This window comes from Bacillus sp. AP50, assembly GCF_040492675.1.
GTDB classification, from domain to species: Bacteria; Bacillota; Bacilli; order Bacillales; family Bacillaceae_G; genus Bacillus_A; species Bacillus_A cereus.
This window is the reverse complement of the sequence record NZ_JBEUTW010000495.1, coordinates 1-5,194: the sequence shown is the minus strand read 5'-3', so window position 1 is coordinate 5,194 and position 5,194 is coordinate 1. Positions and strand designations below refer to the sequence as shown.

Sequence of the window (5,194 nt, the reverse complement as noted above, 5' to 3'; positions counted from 1 at the left end):
GTTTAATTGGATGCTTTTTTATGTATTTTTATCAGTTCATTAACTTTATAACTATATATAATAAACTTAAGATTACTATTTATTATCATACTTACGCTTTCCGCAGCATTCTAGAGAAGAATGTAACGATTAAAATAAAGACGATTGCACCTAATAACGCTGGAAGAACAAAAATGCCTCCCCATTCAGGACCCCAATGACCAAATAACGCACTACCTACCCAAGATCCGATTAATCCGGCAATCACGTTACCAACTATACCTAACGGAAAGTCTTTTCCTGTAATCATTCCAGCTAACGCACCAATAAGTCCACCTACAATACACGTAATAATAAGTCCCACAATTAAACCTCCTATATTCGTTTTATATTGAATTCATCAAGCTTTAGTATGTAACTAAAGCTTGATGAACATATATTATTCTTTATTATCCAATTCATCACTTATCTTTTGTTTCACTTTTCCGACTTTTTCTTTTATCGTTCCCTTCGTTTTTTCCCACTTACCTTCATTTTTCAACTCTCTATCTTCTGTAACTTCACCAATTCCTTCTTTTACTTGTCCTTTTTTCTTTTCAACTTTACCTTTAACTTGTTCTTTTAGTCCGTTCTCACTCATATTTACAATCTCCTTTTCGGAATAGATTTATAGATTTAAAGGATACAAATTTAAATAGAATACATGCATCTTCTTTCTTGTAACCATTCACCGACTCTTTCTAAATCCTTAACGAATAACAAGATTTTCCCTTCATCCAGTTTTTCTTCATAAAAGTTCGCTTCTTCCTCATTAAGCCCTAACTCTTGCATTTTATTTCTTAACTGATCTCCTGTTTTTTGAAAGACGTTAATAATGCTTGTCCCAAGTCCCTCCTCTTTTATCCCAATTGTATTCACGTCTGCATTGTCCGCAATTCTATCTGTCCTATCTTTCTCATGCGTTAATACGTAAATATCTTTTTGGTCTATTCCTTTTTTCACGAGATCATTCGCCGCATTCATGACCTCTTTCTCCGTAATAAATTCATATACAAAAGGTTTACTATACTTCGTTTCCATCTTTAACTTCCTCCTTTAAAATGAATTATTTGTTATATTATATGTAGTACACCCATTTTCGAAATGTTAAACATAAAATATGAAAAAAGTTATGTGAATTTTGATTTTAATAGAGAATGAACATCATCATTTACCACTTTAAAACATCTTCTCCTTACAATAACTACCTAAATTAACAGAAAATTGTTATAATTAAACTTAAGGAGGGATACTATGAAAAAAATCATATCTATATGCGCACTAACCGCTCTATCTTTCACTTTAATAGGTTGTACAAGCACCTCGGCTACAGATAAAGCTTCGCAGGCTAAGCAAGAACATACACAAAATACCTTTCAATTAAATTCCGCTAATATTACAGACATTGAAATACTGAAAACAACAAATCATACTACTTCCAAATCTCAAACAGACAACGAAAAAATGATACAATCTATCGTTTCAGCAGTTCAAAAAGGCACTCCTAAACAAATCACACTAGATCAAAAAAAGAGAGAATCTGCACATTCTACTATTACTGTTACATATAAAGATGACTCAAAAGAAGAATTTCTTGTGTGGGCTGATAATAAGGAGCAAATTACGATTGCTAAAGATGAGAAGAAAGATAAGGTAGAAGGTGTGATAGTGAATATTAAAGATGCTAAAATAATGAAGGATTTCTTTTAAAATTCTAATTAACGTTAAAAAAAAGTAGGATTACATCCTACTCTTTTTTAATCATGCTCAATAAATAGACCTTTATAAAATCTATTTAAGGTCTAATTTTGCTAAATCATGTTGTAAAACATTGTTTCCTTCTTGTGGGTTAAATATGATTGCACTAAGACCAAAAACATTCGTAACAACATCTCTATCTTTCGGACGAATGATTCTTACTTCATAAGCAAAAAGTGCTGGAGGAAGAGCTGCTGAACGAAAAGTAACATATCGATTAGGTGGCAATGTTTGTGTTGAAGGGTCTATTAATGGTAACAATACCGGAGAACCAGATGACCAATCAAACATTTCAACTGTTACTCTACGAGTATCATCTGGATCAACATTCATAGCTTCAACAGTAAGAAATAACGTAGCGGAATGTCTACGTAATACACCCGTTGACAAAGTTTCATTGTGATGTTTATGACATCTTCCAGGAGGATGACCATAGCCATAGCTCATATCAATTCCCCCCTTTCATTTACAATTAAGGACAAGTATTCCTTATAATATATAATGCTAGTATTATTTTAATGAAAGGTATAAAAGCGGATTTCTATCTATATTATTAGATATTTTATTTTTCATTTATTCGCTCTTAAAGAATAAAATGAAACTTTAATCAGCCCCCACCAATCCGGGTCTTACTATCCGAAAAATAGCGGCATAAATCTATTTTAAAAAGGACCTGCTCCATTTATTCGTAAAAAGCATAAAGTAAATGGAATCCGTTAAAACACATGAGTGAACCTTTGTTTTTCTCCTCCTATTTAAAGGAGGAACTGTTATGGGCTTTGGTGGTAGTTGTGGCGGCTGTGGCTTCGCTGGAGGATTTGCTTTATTAGTTGTATTGTTTATTTTATTAATCATCGTTGGAGCTGCTTGCTTCTGCTAAAAACTATCGAAAGGACACTCACGTGAGTGTCCTTTCTTCATGAAAAAAGCCCTACGTAATGTGCAGAGGTTCAAGTGTAACGAATACTTTAAAAATGTAGTATTACATTCCCCCCTCCAAAATGAACTTCGATGCTATAAATTTCGTTTAAGTGCAATCTTAATATTTTAGTTTAATAGCAATATGGTGAAACTTTATTCCAAACAATATTGCTATTGCACCAAAGTAAAACAAACTGGACAACCTAGATTTCAAAAGGAAGACACCTTAAAGGTTGTCTTTTCTTCATAAGTAAAAAAAAGCCCGCCTATTTCCGTAGGCGGGCTTTATCTTTATTACACAATATGAAAGTATACTCTCTTTTTCTTTGAAATTTTATGTAATTATACATATTCATGAAAATAGAAGAAGTGAAATTGTACGTTTAGATACAGTTTGGCAACAAACTAACTGTTTTCTTGTGCATTAATAGACAACTACTGCAAGAGTTATAGTTTTTATGTTTTCATTTCCTTTTTGCATTTCTCTTTTAATTAGACGAATGCTTTTTTTAGTACATAATAAAAAATATCCAGAAAAACTGTCACAAAATCCGTTTTTCTGGTTTCTCTATAATACAGGTATCAAATTGAAAGTGAGGTTTAAACGAACATGTTAACCATAGAAAATGAAGAAAGTCATGCTTCTGATATGACCTTTGAAGATTTATTTAAGCAGTACTATGCTTACGCTGTGAAACAAATCATCTGGATTGTTAAAGATCAATCTATCGCTGAAGAGTTAGCACAAGAAGTATTTTTACAATTATATCGTAGTGATTGGAAAGGGATTGAAAACATACCTGGATGGTTGATTAAATCTTCTACTTATGTAGCCTATAACCATTTTCGATCTGAAAAAAGGCAGCAAGCGAAGATTGATAAAGAAATACAATACCATGAAGTACAAAATGTTTCATCATTAGACGATGATTGGATAAGAAAAGAAGAAATTACAAAGGTCCAAACGATACTAAATAAAATGAATGATCGAGAACGAACCCTTTTACTAATGAAATTCTCTGGTTTTCAATATAAAGAAATTGCAGAAGTACTTCAAATTGAAATATCTTCTATTGGAACATTATTGGTCCGAGCCAAAATGAAATTTCGCAAGATTTATAAACAAATGGAGGAGGCATAACAAATGAAATGTTATGATATCGGGTTTATTCAAACATATATTGATGGAGAACTTTCTCATGATATAAGAAAGGAATTCACAAAACACCTAGATACATGTGAAGCATGCCAAGATTTATTAATAGAAATTAGTAAATTAAATCAATGGGAAAACGTAATGTTAGATGAAGAATCTGCAAATTCACCACAAGAAATCAAAATTGATATAGAACAAGCATGGAAAACATTTGAAAGTCGTTCCAAGTTAGACAATGTTTCTAATATAAATCACAAAAAACAACAAAAGAAGGGACTCTTTACAAACATGAGTAAAAAATCAAAACGTTTTATTTATACAGCAGTAGCTGCAGCAGCACTTTTCACAACAGCAATGATTCCACAAGTACAAGTGGCGGCTACAAATGTTGCTTCCTATTTTTCTAATGCAATTACAAATGATAAAGTTGTAAATGAAGGAATAAAAGATGAAAATGGTATCACACAAGATATGATGAAGAATGGTAAATATATTCCTATTGATGAAAAAATTACAGATCAAGGTATTACTGTACATCTCAAAGAAGTATTTATCGCAGATTCACGTATATCAGTTCATTATAGAATGGAAAAAGCGGACGGAAGTTTAGTACCATTTGAATTTGATACATCAGGATTAAATCTTGAGAGTGATGGTAAAATTGATGGGCAACAAGAGGAAAACCCTGAGATTAAAAATGACGGGAGACTATCATTTATCCATGATTCAGATGATTATCTTCCTTTTGAACTTATGGCAGCAGGTAAAAAGTTAGATAAAATAGGCATTCGTGATAATGATAGACCTGAAGGTGTTGCTACATTTGTTATAACTACTGAAGAAAAAGACGTTTTTAAACAGCCTCTTACTTTAGACGTAAATATAACTAGAATTGGAAAAGTAATTGGTTCTTGGAAAGCTCAAATTCCAATTGATACTTCACATTTGAAAAATAATACGAATTAACATGAAAAAAAGAATAGAACAATATGTATCTAATTCTCAGTTTATATGTTTCCTTGTTTTCGTTACATTTATTTCGTATATAGTTTTTACTCTATATTTTATTTATGATTTAAGTTTATAACCTTAAATCAATCATTTAAGACCATTATAAGAAAAAGCCCTCTAAAAAAGTGGGGGAATAAATAACCGGTTTCTTAACGTATAAGGAATCGGTTATTTTGTATTTAAAATGCGTCTAGACATACAATTTTCTTTTTTGATATAGTGACCTCCAATACATCATTGTCCTTCTCTAATCTCATATCTATTTTAAGAAGAGTCATTTACAAATTCAAAAAACCCTCAAAGCAGCTACTTTAAGGGGATTTCTCCTAT

At 31.6% G+C, this 5,194-nt stretch carries 8 protein-coding genes; 4 read left to right on the top strand and 4 right to left on the bottom strand.

Annotated elements, in window-relative coordinates; genetic code table 11:
• Window positions 1-91 precede the first annotated feature (91 nt).
• From ABWK52_RS25370 to ABWK52_RS25360, 3 genes are all read right to left on the bottom strand, one after another.
• Window positions 92-343 carry a GlsB/YeaQ/YmgE family stress response membrane protein gene (locus ABWK52_RS25370; protein ID WP_000522903.1) on the bottom strand — a complete coding sequence of 84 codons (252 nt, stop codon included), beginning with the start codon at window positions 341-343 and terminating at the stop codon, window positions 92-94.
• Between the two features lie 75 nt (window positions 344-418).
• Window positions 419-619 (bottom strand): CsbD family protein, encoded by a 201-nt coding sequence (locus ABWK52_RS25365; protein WP_001293468.1) that lies wholly within the window; start codon window positions 617-619, stop codon window positions 419-421.
• Window positions 620-669: 50 nt separating this feature from the next.
• On the bottom strand, window positions 670-1,059 hold the full coding sequence (locus ABWK52_RS25360) for a general stress protein (protein WP_000448802.1): 390 nt from the start codon (window positions 1,057-1,059) through the stop codon (window positions 670-672).
• Window positions 1,060-1,272: 213 nt separating this feature from the next.
• On the opposite strand from ABWK52_RS25360, the gene ABWK52_RS25355 reads away from it, so the two are divergent.
• Window positions 1,273-1,728, top strand: a complete 456-nt coding sequence (locus ABWK52_RS25355) for a hypothetical protein (RefSeq protein ID WP_000720850.1) — start codon at window positions 1,273-1,275, stop codon at window positions 1,726-1,728.
• A gap of 81 nt (window positions 1,729-1,809) precedes the next feature.
• On the opposite strand, the gene ABWK52_RS25350 is transcribed toward ABWK52_RS25355, so the two are convergent.
• Entirely contained in the window at window positions 1,810-2,223 is a 414-nt protein-coding gene (locus ABWK52_RS25350; RefSeq protein ID WP_000120203.1) for a hypothetical protein, read from the bottom strand.
• A 325-nt stretch (window positions 2,224-2,548) separates the two neighbouring features.
• Here ABWK52_RS25350 and ABWK52_RS25345 point away from each other — a divergent pair, with 325 nt between their 5' ends.
• From ABWK52_RS25345 to ABWK52_RS25335, 3 genes are all read left to right on the top strand, one after another.
• Window positions 2,549-2,656, top strand: a complete 108-nt coding sequence (locus tag ABWK52_RS25345) for a YjcZ family sporulation protein (RefSeq protein WP_000505670.1) — start codon at window positions 2,549-2,551, stop codon at window positions 2,654-2,656.
• 651 nt (window positions 2,657-3,307) lie between these two features.
• Window positions 3,308-3,838: an RNA polymerase sigma factor SigX gene (locus ABWK52_RS25340; RefSeq protein ID WP_000955505.1), complete on the top strand. Its 531-nt coding sequence runs from the start codon at window positions 3,308-3,310 to the stop codon at window positions 3,836-3,838.
• A gap of 3 nt (window positions 3,839-3,841) precedes the next feature.
• Entirely contained in the window at window positions 3,842-4,819 is a 978-nt protein-coding gene (locus ABWK52_RS25335) for a DUF4179 domain-containing protein (protein WP_000650408.1), read from the top strand.
• The last annotated feature ends 375 nt before the right edge of the window (window positions 4,820-5,194 follow it).

What these genes read in the sequence shown, in the direction of transcription:
- ABWK52_RS25365 (WP_001293468.1), bottom strand. Translation starts at nt 619, where the DNA reads ATGAGTGAGAACGGACTAAAAGAACAAGTTAAAGGTAAAGTTGAAAAG.
- ABWK52_RS25360 (WP_000448802.1), bottom strand. Translation starts at nt 1,059, where the DNA reads ATGGAAACGAAGTATAGTAAACCTTTTGTATATGAATTTATTACGGAG.
- ABWK52_RS25355 (WP_000720850.1), top strand. Translation starts at nt 1,273, where the DNA reads ATGAAAAAAATCATATCTATATGCGCACTAACCGCTCTATCTTTCACT.
- ABWK52_RS25350 (WP_000120203.1), bottom strand. Translation starts at nt 2,223, where the DNA reads ATGAGCTATGGCTATGGTCATCCTCCTGGAAGATGTCATAAACATCAC.
- ABWK52_RS25345 (WP_000505670.1), top strand. Translation starts at nt 2,549, where the DNA reads ATGGGCTTTGGTGGTAGTTGTGGCGGCTGTGGCTTCGCTGGAGGATTT.
- ABWK52_RS25340 (WP_000955505.1), top strand. Translation starts at nt 3,308, where the DNA reads ATGTTAACCATAGAAAATGAAGAAAGTCATGCTTCTGATATGACCTTT.
- ABWK52_RS25335 (WP_000650408.1), top strand. Translation starts at nt 3,842, where the DNA reads ATGAAATGTTATGATATCGGGTTTATTCAAACATATATTGATGGAGAA.